Raw genomic sequence first — 13,189 nt, forward strand, 5'->3', positions numbered from 1 at the left:
GATGAGCGAGCAGGCGGCTTTCGACGAGCGTGTGTACGAGCGAAAGCCCGTGCTGCGGCGCTGGCTCTTCGTGCATAAATGGTCGAGCCTGATCTGTACCTTGTTCCTGCTCCTGATCTGCATCACCGGTCTGCCGCTGGTGCTGCGGGAGGAGATCAATGGCCTGCTCGACGACGCGTTGCCCTATGCACAGGTGCCGGAAGGGACGCCCAATATCAGTCTCGACCGGGTCGTCGAGGCCAGCCGGAAGATGCACCCCGGCGAGACCATCATCTCCGTGTTCGTCGACGACGACGAACCCAGGATCATGGTCTACATGGCGAGCTCCTGGGCGGCATTCAACGCCAACCGCAAATCGCTGTATTCGATCCGGTTCGACGCCCACACCGGTGATGTGCTGAAGCAGACAAAACCGTTCGGCGCAGACGGGCTCACTTTCCTGCAACTGATGCTGACGCTGCACCGCGACCTCTTCATGGGGCTTCCGGGCGAGCTGTTCCTCGGCGCGATGGCGCTGTTGTTCGTCGCGGCGATCGTCTCCGGGATCGCGGTCTACGGGCCCTTCATGCGCAAGCTCGATTTCGGCACGGTGCGTGCGGCCCGATCGCGACGCCTGAAATGGCTCGATGTGCACAATCTGCTCGGCGTCGTCACGCTCGGCTGGGCGCTGGTCGTCGGCGCCACCGGGGTGATCAACGAGCTTTCGACCCCGCTGTTCGCGTTATGGCAGCAGACCGACGTGCGCGCGATGCTGGCGCCGCTGCAAGGCAAGCCGGTGCCGCAGGCCTCCGAGATCACCTCGGCGCAGGTCGCCTACGACACGGTGAGAGTGGCTTTCCCGGACATGATCACCACCAGCATCGCGTTTCCGGGCTCGCCGTTTGGCTCGCCCTATCACTATGTGGTCTGGACCAAGGGCAAGGAGCCGCTGACCTCGCGCCTGTTCAGCCCGGTGCTGGTCGACGCCAGAAGCGGGGCGCTGGTATCCGCGGTCACCATGCCCTGGTATCTGCGCGCGCTGGAGCTCTCGCGCCCCCTGCATTTCGGCGACTATGGCGGCATGCCGCTGAAGATCATCTGGGTGATGCTGGACCTCGTGACGATCTTCGTGCTCGGCAGCGGGCTGTATCTCGGGCTTGCGCGATCGCCGGTCATGAAGCTGAACCGCTCTGCGGCTGCGATGCCGCTGCCATCGCCGGGCGGTGCCGAATGACCGGTCGCCGCTCGTTCGCCTTGATCTGGCGCTGGCCGGCACTGCTTGCTGTCCTGAGCGTGTTCGGCCTGCTCGCGGCCTTGATCGGCCAGACCGGGATATGGCTACCGTTGTCCTGGAGCGCGCTGACCATTCCGCTCGCGGTGGCGGCGGTCTGCATCGTCCGCAGCCGGGACTGATGAGCTGGACCGAGATATTCGCCGTTATTCCGCCGGTTCAGCGGATGCCTCGTCGGATGCGCCGGCGCGGCTCGCCATGATTCCAAGTGCGACGCCGCCGATTGCGAGGATCGGCAACAGCCGCTTGACGCCGATGGCACGAGCGATCTGGAGGCCTGTCGCCAGCAGCATGGGGTCGGCGAGCATGCTCTGCGCGGTCGACTTTGCGGCACGCTCCGCGGCGATCCGGGCGCGCTTCTGAATCTGCCGCTTGTAGCCCCAATAGCTCCCCGCCGCGGTGAGCGTCAGCAGGAAGAAGATGCCGGCGCCGGCCAGGCAGGCCGGCACGGGACCATATTTCTCAAGGACCGAGATGAAGGCCGCCGCGCAGAGGAAGCACGTGGTGATGAAGAGCGCGAATGCCGCGCCCGCGGCGAGCGATGTCAGGCGGACGGTTGTGCCCGTCGATGCGCTGATGCCGTCGATGATGCGCTGTAACATGGCTTTGCTCCTCAGATCCCCACAAGCCAGCGGCGGCGGCGCAACGGCGCCGCCGTAACGTCAAGGTCTTGCCTCCACGCTACCTGCGCCAGGCAACGCCGATCAGGAAGCCGATGCCGAGCGCGAGCCCGACGGTCGCGAGCGGCCGCTGCGTGATGGCGTCTTCCAGCGTTTCCTCGATCGAGCCGTAGGCGTCTTGCGCAGCTTCCATCATGGCGCTGCCGCGGTCCGACATGTCGTCGATCGCGGAATCCACGTTCTCGCGGGCCTGGCGATAGCCGCGGCGGGCCTGCTTGCTGGAGGAATTGGCAAAAGTGTTGAGCGCGTCGGTGATCTGGTCGGTGAGGGCGGCGATATCGCTTTTCACGGCTGCTACATCCTTCTCGAGGCGTTCTCTGGTGGCTTTGTCGGTCCAGTCTCTCATCCCGGTTTCGCCATTGGTTGTTGACATCAGGAGCTCCAAAACTGTTGGCGGCTGAGATAGCGAAAAACGTTTCGTCCTCGCGTAAGTTCCGTTCGTGGAAACCGGTCATGCCTGCGGGAGCTGCGGCGAATTCTCCGGCAGCAGATGCTCCTTCAGGATCAGCCCGACGATCAGCAGTGGCGAGGAGAGGAATGCGCCCATCGGCCCCCACAGCCAGGTCCAGAACGCCAGCGCGACGAAGACGGCGAGCGCGTTCAGTGCCAGCCGCCGGCCGATGATGGTCGGCGTGACGAAGTGCCCTTCAATGAAGGTGATGCCGCCGAAAGCCAGCCCCGCCATCAGTCCGCCGCCGATGGTCGGGAAGGCGACCAGTCCCACCACGACCAGAACGACGAACATCGCGATCGGACCGATGATCGGGATGAAGTTGAGCGCCGCCGCGAGCGCACCGAGCCCGGCCGGATTGGGCATGCCGGTGATGGCGCAGACGATGCCGGTCGCGACGCCCACGCCGATATTGATGACGGTCACCGTCAGAAGGTAGTTGCCGAGATGAATCTCGATCTCGTTGAGGATCCGCAGGGTGCGCAGCCGCGCATCGCGGTCGGCGAACGTCATGATCAGGGTCCGTCGCAGGTCGCGCCAGCTTGCGATGAACAGGATCAGCGTGGCGAAGAACAGCAGGAATTCGGCGAAGGTCGGCGACAGGAATTCCAGCGTCGGCTGTACCCATTCGAATTTCGGCAGCTGGAGGCTTGGCAGGCCCTCGGAGCCGCCGAGCATGGTTTGCAGCTCGCTCCACAGTGCCAGCGGCCGGTCGAACACGTGTAGCTTGTCCTTCAACTGCGCGCCGAGCTCCGGCAGGCGCGAGCTCCACTCCATCGCGGGCGCGGCAATCAGCGCGACGACGAAGGCGACGACCATGGTCACCGCGGCCACGATCAGGACGGCACCGACCGCACGCGGCACGCGCCGCCGCTCCAGAAAGGAGGCGGCCGGCGACAGCATGGTGCCGGCGACGATGGCCATCACGACCGGGAGGAAGAACGCCCTGGCGACGTAGAGCATCGCGACCACGGCAATCAGGAACAGGCCGGCGAGCGCAAAGGCGACGAACTCGGTGCGGCGGATCACCGGCGGCAACTCGACATGGCTGTCGGGAAGCGGGTCGCCCTCGTTGTTGCCGGAGATCAGACGTTCAGTGGGAAGTACGCGCACAATACCTCTCCCCGCACGGAAGCTTCTGCCCGCGCGCCCATAGATGACAGGAAAACGCTCGGGAGCCATTCGGGTTCCATCGCGGTTTCGTGAAGTTGTGCTCGCTTGACTGTGACGTCGCCGCCGCCGCGAGCGGCGGAACTTGAGTCGGTCCGGCTGCGTTTGTTGGGAAGCCGCATCACCCTGATGCATACGTCCAATGGGGCAGCACATGACAAAGTTGTCTTCAGTCCGTCGCCGCTTCGCGCCGCGCGCCGTCACCGCCATTGCCTTCGCGACAGCATTGCTGACCGTACCGTTCTCGGCACAGGCCCAGACGTTCGGCTATGCGCCGATGCAGCCGCAGGGATATCTGCAGGACCAGGCTACCTATCCGCGGGGCTACGCCAGTCCGCAAGGCTACGCGAGCGGTGAGCCCCAGGCCGCCGACGAGGATGCGGCGTTGCCCGACCGGCTGCGCAAGCAGATCGTCAGCTTCGATCGCAGCGAGCCGGCCGGGACCATCGTCATCGATACCGGCAACACCTATCTCTATTACGTGCTCGGCAATGGCCGCGCGATCCGCTACGGCGTGGGCGTCGGCCGCGAGGGCTTTACCTGGGCGGGCGTGCAGACTGTCAGCCGCAAGGCCGAGTGGCCGGACTGGCATCCGCCGGCGGAGATGATTGCACGCCAGCCCTATCTGCCGCGCTTCGTCGCCGGTGGTCCCGGCAATCCACTCGGCGCGCGCGCGATGTATCTCGGCTCGAGCGAATACCGCATCCACGGCACCAACGATCCCACCACGATCGGCAAGTTCGTGTCGTCCGGCTGCATTCGTCTCACCAACGAGGACGTCAGCGATCTCTTCAGCCGCGTCAATGTCGGCACCAAGGTCGTGGTGCTGCCGAAGAACGCCCCGCTGATGGCGAAGGGCAGTGATCCCGCACGCAAGCGCCCGGTGACGACGCTGCCTTCGGGACGGCAGGCGCTGAACATCGCGACGTCGGCCGTGAACTAGAGCGTTTTCCAGCGAAGTGGGCACCGGCCCGCTTCGAGAAAACGCGACAAAACGGAATCTGGAGTTGAGCGAGGTGACATGAAGAGACGTTCGATCGGCAAACTGGCGGGCGGCGCGGCAGCGTGCTTCGCCGTCGCTTCGCTCAGCCTCGCGTTGACGCCGTCGGCGCATGCGGAAGATTTCTTCTCGGCGCTGTTCGGCGGCTTCCGCGCGCGGTCCGCGCCGGAGATTCGCATGCCGTTCCCGACCGACGACATGCCGCGCTACGACACGCCGCGCCAGCGGGCCTCTTATGGCGGCGGTACCGCCTATTGCGTGCGCGGTTGCGATGGCCGCTACTTCCCGGCGCAAGGAAACGACGCCGAAAGCAAGGCGCAATCCTGCAAGAGCTTCTGCCCGACGTCCGAAACCTCGCTGGTCTATGGCAGCAATATCGACGACGCCACGACGGACAAGGGAAAATCCTATTCCGAGCTGCCCAACGCGTTCCGCTACCGCAACGAGATCGTCGCGGGCTGCACCTGCAACGGCAAGGATCCGGTCGGGCTCGCCCAGGTCAAGGTCGAGGACGATCCCACCTTGCGCAAGGGTGACATCGTCGCGGGCAGCGATGGCCTGGTGGTCGCCAGCCGCAACGCCAACGACCGCCGCGGCGTCGCGATGAATTTCTCGCCGCTGCCGGACTCGGTGCGCGCCAGATTCCGCCAGGTGCCGGTGGTGGCGAAGGAGTAGGGGGGGCGCGGCATCGAGTGGGGCGGGCGCTGCCCCCCAATCTCAGCTGTCGTCCCTGCGAACGCAGGGACCCATAACCACAGAATTGGGTTTGGCGAAGACTCGGAGTTGCCAGCTCGCGCGATAACCCATCCCTGGGGTTCTGGGTCCCTGCGTTCGCAGGGACGACAGCGAGTGTGTAGCGCCAGCGCGGCTTACGCCGCGCGTATCTTCCCCAGGAAGTCGCTGACCTGCTGGCCGAGCTGGCGGCTCTGGGTTTCCAGCGTTTCCGAGGCTTGCTTGACGTTGTCAGCCGCACCGGCGGCGGTATCGGCGTCGGCCTTCACGCCGGTGATGTTGTCCGAGACGTTCTTGGTGCCTTGCGCGGCGTATTGCGTGCTGCGGGTGATCTCCTGCGTCGCGGCGCCCTGCTCCTGCACGGCGGCGGCAATCGCGGTCGCAACCTCGTTGACCTCGCCGATGATGCCGCCGATCGCCTGGATCGCGTTGATGGCATCGCCCGCAACCCGCTGGATGTCGGCAATCTGCTCGGAGATGTCTTCGGTCGCCTTTGCGGTCTGGCTCGCCAGGGATTTCACCTCGGATGCGACCACCGCGAAACCACGCCCGGCTTCGCCGGCGCGCGCCGCTTCGATCGTGGCGTTGAGCGCGAGCAGATTGGTCTGCGCCGCGATGGTGTTGATCAGCCCGACGACCTCGCCGATGCGTCCCGCCGATTGCGCCAGCCCCTGCACGGTGCCGTCGGTCTCGCGTGCCTGGTTGACGGCGCGGCTGGCGATGCCCGCGGCATGGGCGGCCTGCTGGCTGATGTCGTTGATCGAGGCAGAGAGCTCCTCGGCGGCTGCCGCAACGCTCTCGACGCTGGTGGAGGCGTCGTTGGACGCCTTGCCGGCGATCTCGACGCGCTCGTTGGTCTGGCGCGACACCGTGGAGAGGTCGCCCGAGGTCTTGCGCATCTCGCCGGACGCCTCGCTCAGCTCGCCCAGCGATTTGCGCACCACGCCCTCGAATTCGCCGACATAGGCCTCCATCGCGCGCTGGCGCGCGGCGGCGCCGGCATTGCGCTCGCGCTCCTGCTCCTCGATCTTGAGCTTGTCGATCGCCTGCTGCTTGAAGGTTTCGAGCGCGCCGGCGAGCGAGCCGATCTCGTCCCTGCGGTCGAGATAACCGCTGTCGACGCCAAGATCGCCGCCGGCGACCTTGAGCATCGCATCGCGAATCTCATGCAGCGGCGTGATCACGCGGCGGCTGACCGCCAGCATGGCGGCGCCGGTCAGGAGGATCGCGGCAACCAGGAGAGCGGTATTGACGATCAGCAATTGCACTGCGGACGCGCGCTGGGCCGCGGAATGATCCTTGGCGGCTTGCAGGGCGGCGTCGGCGAGCTTCACCGCGCTCATCATGCGGGGCACCGAATAGGGGCTCCATTGGTTGGCTGTCATCGACGGCTTCTCGCCCTTGGCGATAGATGTGATGACGCCGTCGCGCGTCGAGGCATATTGCGGGTCGAAATAGGTCGATTTTGTTTCGGTGATCGCAGCCGCCAGCGGCGGCGGCAGTTGCATGCCCGATGCGGCAAGCTCGATCGCGGTCCAGGCAGCGTCGGTGCCGCCGACGAATTTGGTGTAGGCAAGCTGCACCTCGGGCGCGATCTTGCCGCTTCCGAGGGCGTTGCCGACGATCTGCGAGGATTCACCGGCCGTGTTGCGGAGCAGCCAGGCCATCTGCTTGATCGTCAGGAGCTGGTCGATGGTCGCGTCTTGGTGGTTGACGCTCGCTGCGAGCGCGCCCGAGAGCTTGTCGAGCTGCGCCATCAGCGTGTCTTCGGTCGCCACATATTCCTTGGCAAGGCCTGCGCGACGATCGGCACGGGGCTTGACGGCCTCGATCCAGAACTCGGCCTGCGCTGCGAGCAGCGTCTTGTTCAACGTGCCGAGCTCGGAGAGGAACGTCTCGCGCTGGACCAGGTCGGTCGTGGGCAACAGTTCGAGCGTGCGGGCCAGCGCCGGCATCAGCGCCTCGCGAATCTCGCGGATGTATTTCTCGATGTCCTTGTCCATCGCCACGTCGGAGGTGAGCTGGCGGTTACTGGTCGAGCGGTCGGCCCGGATGTTCGCCATCGCCTTGAACACCTCGGCCGAAGCGGCCGAGACCGCGACGATCCGGTTGGCCTGCTGAAGCCGGCCCCACGAGCTCCATGCGCTGATCGAGAAGCCGATGACGACGACGAGCGCGGTGGAGAGGATCACCGCCTTCAGCAGCGTGGATACGGTCAGGCGGTTGAGCATTGGACACCCCAGTACGCGTTTCGAAGTTCGTGGCCGCTAACGGCAGCCCCCTACGAACTTCGAACGACCAAAGGGATGCATGCAGATGCGCCTGCCTCCGGCAGGCGCTTGAAGCGCATTTGACCCGAAAAGGGTAAAAACTTAGACAGTGCTCCTGCCGTAAAATTACGGGGCGCCGCCTCACGCCGCGCGGATCTTGCCGAGGAAGTCGCTGACGTCGTGGCCGAGCTGGCGGCTCTGGGTCTCAAGCATCTCGGAGGCCTGCTTCACGTTGTCGGCGGCGGCGGCGGCAGCGTCCGCATCGGCTTTGACACCGGTGATGTTGTCCGAGACGTTCTTGGTACCCTGCGCCGCGTACTGCGTGCTGCGCGTGATCTCCTGGGTCGCCGCGCCTTGCTCCTGCACGGCGGCGGCAATCGCGGTCGCGACCTCGTTGACCTCGCCGATGATGCCGCCGATGGTCTGGATCGCGTTGATGGCGTCGCCGGCGACCTTCTGGATGTCGGCGATTTGTTCCGAGATTTCCTCGGTCGCCTTCGCGGTCTGGCTCGCCAGCGACTTCACCTCGGAGGCGACGACCGCAAAGCCGCGGCCGGCTTCGCCGGCGCGCGCCGCTTCGATCGTGGCATTGAGCGCGAGCAGATTGGTCTGCGCCGCGATGGTGTTGATCAGGCCGACGACCTCGCCGATGCGTCCGGCGGATTTTGCAAGACCCTGCACGGTGCCGTCGGTTTCGCGCGCCTGCGTGACGGCGCGGCCGGCGATGCCTGCGGCATGCGCCGCCTGCTGGCTGATGTCGTTGATCGAGGCGGAGAGCTCCTCGGCCGCGGCGGCGACGCTGTCGACGCTCATGGACGCGTCATTGGAGGCCTTGCCGGCGATCTGGACGCGGTCGTTGGTCTGGCGCGACACGGCGGAGAGATCGCCCGAGGTCTTGCGCATCTCGCCGGAGGCTTCGCTGAGCTCGCCCAGCGTTTTGCGCACCGCGCCCTCGAACTCGCCGACATAGGCCTCGACCGCGCGCTGGCGCGCGGCCGCGCCGACGTTGCGCTCGCGCTCGTGCTCTTCGATCTTGAGCTTCTCGCTCGCCTGCTGCTTGAAGGTTTCCAGCGCGCCGGCAAGCGCGCCGATCTCGTCCTGGCGGTCGAGATAGCCGCTGTCGACCGCAAGGTCGCCGCCGGCGACCTTCAGCATGGCGTCGCGGATGGTGTTGAGGGGGCGAATGACGCGGCGGCTGACCAGCATGATGGCGCTGGCGGCGAGACCGATGGCGAGCGCCAGAAGCGCGAGCTGCACGATCAATGCGCGCTGCGCCGCGGAGCGCTGTTCCAGCGTGTGGCTCTTGGCGCCGTCGAGTGCGGCTTCGGCGACGGCCACCGCGCTGGAAAGGCGGCCCACCGTGACGGGGGTCCACTGGTTCGCAGTCATTTCGGCCTTTTCGCCGCCGGCGAGCGTCGTGGCCAGGCGGTCACGAAGGGCGAGATATTGCGGCTCGAAATAGGCGGCCTTGGCCGCGGCCATGGCCGATGACAGCGCCGGCGGCAGTTGCATGCCCGAGGCCGACAATTCCAGCGCCTTCCACATCGCGGCCGTTCCACCGACAAACTGGGTGTAGGCGAGGCGCGCTTCCGGCGCGATGCGGCCGGCGTTGAGACCGGTCGAGATGATCAGCGAGGCTTCGCCGCCGGTGTTGCGCAGCAGCCAGGCGTTCTGCTTGATCGAGAGCAGCTGGTCGATGGTCGCGTCCTGGTGATTGACGGTGGCGGCCAGAACGTTCGAGAGCTTGTCGAGCGTCTCGAGCAGGCTACCCGTCGTCTCCATATATTCCTTGGGCAGGCCGGCGCGGCGCTGGTCCTTCGGCTTGGCGACGTCCTCCCAGAACTGCTTTTGCTCTTCGGTCAGCAGCTTGTGGAGCCGCGCGAGCTCCGGCACCATCGTACCCGATTGCGGGAAGTCCATGGCCGGCAGCAGCTCCAGCGCGCGCGCCATTGCCGGCATCTCGGCGTCCCGGATCGCGCGCAGATATTTCTCGATCTCGCTATCCATCGGCTCGGTCGCATTGAGGAGCCGCGTTGTGGTCGAGCGATCGGTGCGCAAATTGTGCATCGCCTTGAACAGATCGGCGGAGGCGTCCGCAATCTGCGAGATGCGGTTGGCGGTCCTGAGGCGATCCCACGATTCGTAGGCAGTGAGTGAGAGTGCGATGACCACGCAGGCCGACGTGATCGCGATCACCGCCTTCAGCAGCGCGGATACGGTCAGACGATTCAGCATCGAAGTCCCCCAATTCCCATTGCAAAGTTCGTGAAGGCGCCCCGGCAACAGCGGAAAAACAAGGGGCACGCGGATCGGCAATCGCATGCCGTTTGCGGCTCGCGGCCCAAACGGTGTCTGCATCTGAAACGAAAAGGGTAAAGTTTTAGCAGGATCGGCTGATCGTAGAAGTACGTATTTACTAGAAGTTGCAGAGGGTTGCCGCGCTGGAACCAGCGCGGGAGATAGGCGTTAAGAGATCGTCGGCAATTTGCCTGAAGGGGGGTCCTAGCGATGCTGGTCGGCGTACTCGTCACCTTTCTCGTCATTATTCTCGTACTTTACCTCATCAACATGCTGCCGATGGACGGTCGCGCCAAGCAGATCGCGCGCGTGGTCGTCATCATCATCGGTGTGGTGTCGCTGCTGAAATATTTGACGGTGTTTTAGCGGGCCGTTGGGTCTCGTAGCCCGGATGAGCGCAGCGACATCCGGGATGCCGCAATCAAAGGTCCCGGATGTCGCTTCGCTCATCCGGGCTACGCGGCTTACCACTCCTTAAACAAGAAGCCCCGGCGTGAGCCGGGGCTTCGTTCGTAGCTGCGTCAGTGCAGCGACTTGAGCCAGTCGTCGACGTCCTGACGGACCTGGTCCTTGGCCTTGCCGTAGCGTTCCTGGAGCCGGCCCTCGAGCTGCTCGCGACGACCCTCGATCAAGCTGAGATCGTCGTCAGTGAGCTTGCCCCACTTTTCCTTGGCCGAGCCCTTGAACTGCTTCCAGTTTCCTTCGATCCGATTCCAGTCCATGACCATCTCCCGTTGGTTGATGGCCGTACAACGCGAGCGGGGTGCCGCCGTTCCGATCTGCGCCGCGACGTTTCGACCGCCACATTCTCTTCGGGTGCCCAACAAAAAAAGCCCCGGCTTACGCCGGGGCTTTTGACGGAGCAACCAGACTCAACCCGCCGCTTTGGCCTCGCGACGGCGGGCGGTGAGGATGTATTCGGTGTAGCCGTTCGGCTGCTCGCGGCCCTTGAAGATCAGGTCGCAGGCGGCCTTGAAGGCCGTGCCGTCGAAGGCGGGTGCCATCGGCTTGTAGATCGCGTCGCCGGCGTTCTGCTTGTCGACGACGACGGCCATGCGCTTGAGCGACTCCATCACCTGCGCTTCGGTGATCACGCCCTGGTGCAGCCAGTTGGCGAGATGCTGGCTGGAGATACGCAAGGTGGCGCGGTCTTCCATCAGGCCGACGTCGTGGATGTCGGGCACCTTGGAGCAGCCGACGCCCTGGTCGATCCAGCGCACGACATAGCCCAGGATGCCCTGGCAGTTGTTGTCGATCTCCTGCTTGACGTCATCGGGTGCCCAGTTCGATTTCGACACCGGAATGGTGAGGATGTCGGACAGCTTTGCGCGCGGGCCGCCCTTGGTCAGCTCCTGCTGGCGCGCGGTGACGTTGATCTGGTGATAGTGCAGCGCGTGCAGCGTCGCGGCGGTCGGCGAGGGCACCCACGCCGTGGTGGCGCCGGCCTGCGGATGGGCGAGCTTCTGAGCCAGCATGTCCGCCATCTTGTCGGGCGCGGCCCACATGCCCTTGCCGATCTGGGCATGGCCGGGCAGGCCGTCGATCAGGCCCATGTCGACGTTCCAGTCCTCGTAGGCCTTGATCCAGGCCTGCGCCTTCATCTCGTTCTTGCGGATCATCGGGCCCGCTTCCATCGAGGTGTGGATCTCGTCGCCGGTGCGGTCGAGGAAGCCGGTGTTGATGAACATGATGCGCTTGGACGCGCGCTGGATGCAGGCCTTGAGGTTGACGGTGGTGCGCCGCTCCTCGTCCATGATGCCGACCTTGAGCGTGTTCTCGGGCAGCGAGAGCATCTTCTCGACGCGATCGAAGATCTCGCAGGTCAGCGACACCTCGTCGGGGCCGTGCATCTTCGGCTTGACGATGTAGGCCGAGCCCGTGCGGCTGTTCTTGGTCTTGGAGTTGCCCTTGAGGTCGTGGATCGCGAGCAGTCCGGAGACGGCGGCATCGAGCAGGCCTTCCGGAATCTCCTCGCCCTTCTCGTCCAGCACCGCGTCGGTGAACATGTGGTGACCGCAATTGCGCATCAGCAGCAGGCTGCGGCCGTGCAGCTTCACCTCGCCCTTGCCGTCGGGCGTCTTGTAGGAGCGGTCGGCATTGAGCGCGCGCGTCAGCGTCTTGCCGCCTTTTTCGAAGTCCGCCGACAGCGTGCCGTTCATCAGGCCGAGCGTGTTGCGATAGACCAGCACCTTGTCCTCGGCATCGACCGCCGCGACCGAGTCCTCCATGTCGAGAATGGTCGAGACCGCAGCCTCCATGATCATGTCGGCGACGCCGGCCGGATCGTCCTTGCCGATCGTACTGCCACGATCGATCGTCACCTCGACATGCAGGCCGTTGTTGACAAGCAGCACGGCGGAAGGTGCCGCTGCATCGCCCTGGAAGCCGGCAAATTGCGCGGCGTTCTTCAGCGCGGTGGCGTTGCCGCTCTTCAGCTTCACCGCGAGCTGGCCCGCGACGACGCTGTAGGCGGTGACATCGGTGTGGCTGCCGGTCGCCAGCGGCACGGCGGCATCGAGGAACGCTTTTGCTTTCGCGATCACCTTGTCGCCACGGGCCTTGTTGTAGCCCTTGCCGCTTTCGGAGGGATCGTGAGGGATCGCGTCGGTGCCGTAGAAGGCGTCGTAGAGCGAGCCCCAGCGCGCATTCGCCGCGTTCAGCGCGTAGCGTGCGTTGGTGAGAGGCACGACGAGCTGCGGCCCGCAGATCTTGCCGATCTCCTCGTCCACATTGGCGGTCTCAACCTTCTGCGTCGCCGGCTCCGGGACGAGATAGCCGATCTCCTTCAGGAACGCGGTATAGGCATCGAGGTCGAATGCCTTGCCCTTGTTGGCACGGTGCCAGTCGTCGATCTTGGCCTGCAGCGTGTCGCGCACGGCGAGCAGCGCACGGTTCTTCGGCCCCAGGTCCTTGATGATGCCTGCGACCCCGGCCCAGAACGCATCTGGTGCGATCCCCGTCTTCGGGGCCGCTTCCTTGGCGATGAAGTCAAACAGGACGGGAGCGATCTTCAATCCGTGGGCATCGACGCGTTTCATGATGGGCTTTCTTGTTGGAAATGGCTGTTTTTGGCTGCTTTTGACCCGACAGCAGCAAAATGCGCCCGCTGGGGGCGGCTTTCGGGGGCCTATTAGCCCCAAAAAGGAGGCCGTGAGAAGACCCCCAGGGGGTTGTCAAAATGTCAAGAAGAGGTGTGGGGCCGGGACGTTTTACAAGCGATCGAGCCCGGCTCCATGCCATGCGCACAACTGCGCGCCCTCCCCCTTGCGGGGGAGGGCGGGGGCGAGGGGTAGCCCAGGTGTGTCTGCAATCGAAGGA

12 protein-coding genes are annotated in these 13,189 nt (G+C 65.1%); 5 read left to right on the plus strand and 7 right to left on the minus strand.

Annotation, left to right across the window (positions count from 1 at the left end; genetic code table 11):
• Position 1 precedes the first annotated feature (1 nt).
• Both NLM25_RS05835 and NLM25_RS05840 read left to right on the plus strand, forming a co-directional pair.
• A complete protein-coding gene (locus tag NLM25_RS05835; RefSeq protein WP_254136372.1) occupies positions 2 to 1,213 on the plus strand; it encodes a PepSY domain-containing protein in 1,212 nt (403 codons plus the stop codon).
• On the plus strand, positions 1,210 to 1,392 hold the full coding sequence (locus tag NLM25_RS05840) for a hypothetical protein (RefSeq protein WP_254116018.1): 183 nt from the start codon (positions 1,210 to 1,212) through the stop codon (positions 1,390 to 1,392). Before NLM25_RS05835 ends, NLM25_RS05840 begins: the two co-directional genes overlap by 4 nt.
• Before the next feature lie 24 nt (positions 1,393 to 1,416).
• On the opposite strand, the gene NLM25_RS05845 is transcribed toward NLM25_RS05840, so the two are convergent.
• The 3 genes from NLM25_RS05845 to NLM25_RS05855 all read right to left on the minus strand — a co-directional run bounded on the left by NLM25_RS05845 (position 1,417) and on the right by NLM25_RS05855 (position 3,514).
• Positions 1,417 to 1,872 (minus strand): hypothetical protein, encoded by a 456-nt coding sequence (locus tag NLM25_RS05845; RefSeq protein ID WP_254116019.1) that lies wholly within the window; start codon positions 1,870 to 1,872, stop codon positions 1,417 to 1,419.
• Between the two features lie 79 nt (positions 1,873 to 1,951).
• Positions 1,952 to 2,323 carry a YqjD family protein gene (locus NLM25_RS05850; RefSeq protein ID WP_254116020.1) on the minus strand — a complete coding sequence of 124 codons (372 nt, stop codon included), beginning with the start codon at positions 2,321 to 2,323 and terminating at the stop codon, positions 1,952 to 1,954.
• Positions 2,324 to 2,401: 78 nt separating this feature from the next.
• The gene (locus NLM25_RS05855) at positions 2,402 to 3,514 is read right to left on the minus strand and encodes an AI-2E family transporter (RefSeq protein WP_254136373.1); all 1,113 of its coding nucleotides are present in this window, start codon (positions 3,512 to 3,514) and stop codon (positions 2,402 to 2,404) included.
• Between the two features lie 211 nt (positions 3,515 to 3,725).
• Here NLM25_RS05855 and NLM25_RS05860 point away from each other — a divergent pair, with 211 nt between their 5' ends.
• Together NLM25_RS05860 and NLM25_RS05865 are read left to right on the plus strand one after the other, a co-directional pair.
• Positions 3,726 to 4,514 (plus strand): L,D-transpeptidase, encoded by a 789-nt coding sequence (locus NLM25_RS05860; RefSeq protein WP_254136374.1) that lies wholly within the window; start codon positions 3,726 to 3,728, stop codon positions 4,512 to 4,514.
• Between the two features lie 78 nt (positions 4,515 to 4,592).
• Positions 4,593 to 5,246: a DUF2865 domain-containing protein gene (locus NLM25_RS05865; RefSeq protein WP_254136375.1), complete on the plus strand. Its 654-nt coding sequence runs from the start codon at positions 4,593 to 4,595 to the stop codon at positions 5,244 to 5,246.
• Between the two features lie 194 nt (positions 5,247 to 5,440).
• Here the strand turns inward: NLM25_RS05865 and NLM25_RS05870 are convergent, their stop codons facing one another.
• Both NLM25_RS05870 and NLM25_RS05875 read right to left on the minus strand, forming a co-directional pair.
• A complete protein-coding gene (locus NLM25_RS05870; RefSeq protein WP_254136376.1) occupies positions 5,441 to 7,534 on the minus strand; it encodes a methyl-accepting chemotaxis protein in 2,094 nt (697 codons plus the stop codon).
• 180 nt (positions 7,535 to 7,714) lie between these two features.
• Positions 7,715 to 9,808 carry a methyl-accepting chemotaxis protein gene (locus tag NLM25_RS05875; protein WP_254136377.1) on the minus strand — a complete coding sequence of 698 codons (2,094 nt, stop codon included), beginning with the start codon at positions 9,806 to 9,808 and terminating at the stop codon, positions 7,715 to 7,717.
• Between the two features lie 273 nt (positions 9,809 to 10,081).
• Here NLM25_RS05875 and NLM25_RS05880 point away from each other — a divergent pair, with 273 nt between their 5' ends.
• Positions 10,082 to 10,237 (plus strand): Thivi_2564 family membrane protein, encoded by a 156-nt coding sequence (locus NLM25_RS05880; protein ID WP_254116026.1) that lies wholly within the window; start codon positions 10,082 to 10,084, stop codon positions 10,235 to 10,237.
• A gap of 155 nt (positions 10,238 to 10,392) precedes the next feature.
• Here the strand turns inward: NLM25_RS05880 and NLM25_RS05885 are convergent, their stop codons facing one another.
• Positions 10,393 to 10,593: a CsbD family protein gene (locus tag NLM25_RS05885; protein WP_164718867.1), complete on the minus strand. Its 201-nt coding sequence runs from the start codon at positions 10,591 to 10,593 to the stop codon at positions 10,393 to 10,395.
• A gap of 150 nt (positions 10,594 to 10,743) precedes the next feature.
• The gene (locus NLM25_RS05890) at positions 10,744 to 12,909 is read right to left on the minus strand and encodes a malate synthase G (RefSeq protein WP_254136378.1); all 2,166 of its coding nucleotides are present in this window, start codon (positions 12,907 to 12,909) and stop codon (positions 10,744 to 10,746) included.
• Between the last annotated feature and the right edge of the window lie 280 nt (positions 12,910 to 13,189).

The sequence above is a fragment of the Bradyrhizobium sp. CCGB01 genome (assembly GCF_024199795.1).
Classification (GTDB): Bacteria; Pseudomonadota; Alphaproteobacteria; order Rhizobiales; family Xanthobacteraceae; genus Bradyrhizobium.

Bases quoted from the DNA above. Each gene is read 5' to 3' on its own strand.
- NLM25_RS05835 (WP_254136372.1), top strand. From the start codon at position 2: ATGAGCGAGCAGGCGGCTTTCGACGAGCGTGTGTACGAGCGAAAGCCC.
- NLM25_RS05840 (WP_254116018.1), top strand. From the start codon at position 1,210: ATGACCGGTCGCCGCTCGTTCGCCTTGATCTGGCGCTGGCCGGCACTG.
- NLM25_RS05845 (WP_254116019.1), bottom strand. From the start codon at position 1,872: ATGTTACAGCGCATCATCGACGGCATCAGCGCATCGACGGGCACAACC.
- NLM25_RS05850 (WP_254116020.1), bottom strand. From the start codon at position 2,323: ATGTCAACAACCAATGGCGAAACCGGGATGAGAGACTGGACCGACAAA.
- NLM25_RS05860 (WP_254136374.1), top strand. From the start codon at position 3,726: ATGACAAAGTTGTCTTCAGTCCGTCGCCGCTTCGCGCCGCGCGCCGTC.
- NLM25_RS05865 (WP_254136375.1), top strand. From the start codon at position 4,593: ATGAAGAGACGTTCGATCGGCAAACTGGCGGGCGGCGCGGCAGCGTGC.
- NLM25_RS05870 (WP_254136376.1), bottom strand. From the start codon at position 7,534: ATGCTCAACCGCCTGACCGTATCCACGCTGCTGAAGGCGGTGATCCTC.
- NLM25_RS05875 (WP_254136377.1), bottom strand. From the start codon at position 9,808: ATGCTGAATCGTCTGACCGTATCCGCGCTGCTGAAGGCGGTGATCGCG.
- NLM25_RS05880 (WP_254116026.1), top strand. From the start codon at position 10,082: ATGCTGGTCGGCGTACTCGTCACCTTTCTCGTCATTATTCTCGTACTT.
- NLM25_RS05885 (WP_164718867.1), bottom strand. From the start codon at position 10,593: ATGGACTGGAATCGGATCGAAGGAAACTGGAAGCAGTTCAAGGGCTCG.
- NLM25_RS05890 (WP_254136378.1), bottom strand. From the start codon at position 12,909: ATGAAACGCGTCGATGCCCACGGATTGAAGATCGCTCCCGTCCTGTTT.